At 56.7% G+C, this 1,295-nt stretch carries 1 pseudogene; it reads left to right on the top strand.

Annotation, left to right across the window (positions count from 1 at the left end):
- Window positions 1-1,295: pseudogene (locus BK659_RS27800) on the top strand (hypothetical protein); the annotation flags it as partial.

Below are 1,295 nucleotides of genomic sequence, written 5' to 3'. Positions count from 1 at the left end.
TCTCAGGCTTCAGGCCGTTTGCCCCGATACCCAGCTGCCGTTGATCATTGAAAGTCGAATCATCTCGAACACATTGGCGGATGAAGTGACAACCGTCGAAGTCGACAGTCAGCTTGTCCAGAGTGCCCGCGCGATTTTCAGGCGACAAGAGCCGGTCCCACTCGTACTGACTTTCGCGCCCTGGATGAAAGGACTGCCCATCGAACTGGAAGAGCAGGCGCCTGCGGGTCTGGGCATGACTTACGCCCCCTTGCTTAAACAGCCCCTTCCGGTACCGGAAGGGTTGCAGCTGAGATGGAGTGTCACCGGCGCCAACAACAGTGGTCTTTTCACACTGCGTGCAGTCTGTGCCAACACATCTGTGCCGTTGACTCTCGAGAGTCGGGTGATCTCAAGAACACTGGTGCAGGAAATCACCCGAATTGAAGTACGAGGCAGGCCGGTCTCTGAGGTCGGGGCAATTTTTTTTCGCGAAGAGCTGGCCGAATTCAAGTTGACTTTCGAGCCCGGGATGCAAGGGTTAGCCGTGTTGCTTGAAGACACCGACGCTCCGGTCGGGATGGTCTACGTGCCAGCGCTTCGACAACTTACCGACGTACCGCAAGGCCTGACTTTGAGCTGGAACGTCACGGGGGGTAAGGTCAGCGGTTCTTTTGCGTTGAAGCTTGGCTGCGCGGGTGTCACCACGGCGCTGACCCTCACCAGTCGGGTGATGTCGAAACTCACCTCGGACGCATTTGAATCGATCACGCTCAATGGCGAGACCATCGATGATCTGAGTAAACCCGACCTGGTGTTTTTTCGTGCAGGCACTCATGTGCTGGAGCTGAAACCCAAGTCAGACGGGCCGTTGCCTGGAATGAAGGTGGCCCTGATTGCTGGCGACATTAATCCAAACCTGGGCATCACCTACACCCCTCCGCTGGGCGAATCCCATACCCAGGACATCCCCGAAAACGGCTCGGTGAAGTGGACCATTATCGGCGGCAGTCAAAGCGGATTCTTTGATTTGCAATTCAAGTTCAGGGAAACCGATGAAGTCTTTCCCTTGCCTTGTCGGGTGCTCTCCAAAAATCTGAATGATGAGGCCGAGGTCACGATCCGCGGCGAAACGGTTCCCGCCGAGGGTAACTTTTTCCTCCGGGGACAGGCCCAGACCGTCACACTGAAGCTCAAGCCCGGCAGCCCGTTGGATGGCTATCCGGTGACGCTGACCTGCGCGATCAAGAGTGGGCTGGATGTGGCCAACGTGGTGAGTGTCCCGGCATTCGACGCAGAAAAAACAACTCACAGCT

Origin of the sequence: Pseudomonas brassicacearum, from assembly GCF_003732225.1 — a bacterium.
Taxonomy (GTDB): Bacteria; Pseudomonadota; Gammaproteobacteria; order Pseudomonadales; family Pseudomonadaceae; genus Aquipseudomonas; species Aquipseudomonas brassicacearum_E.
This window is presented reverse-complemented; position numbering and strand designations above follow the sequence as displayed.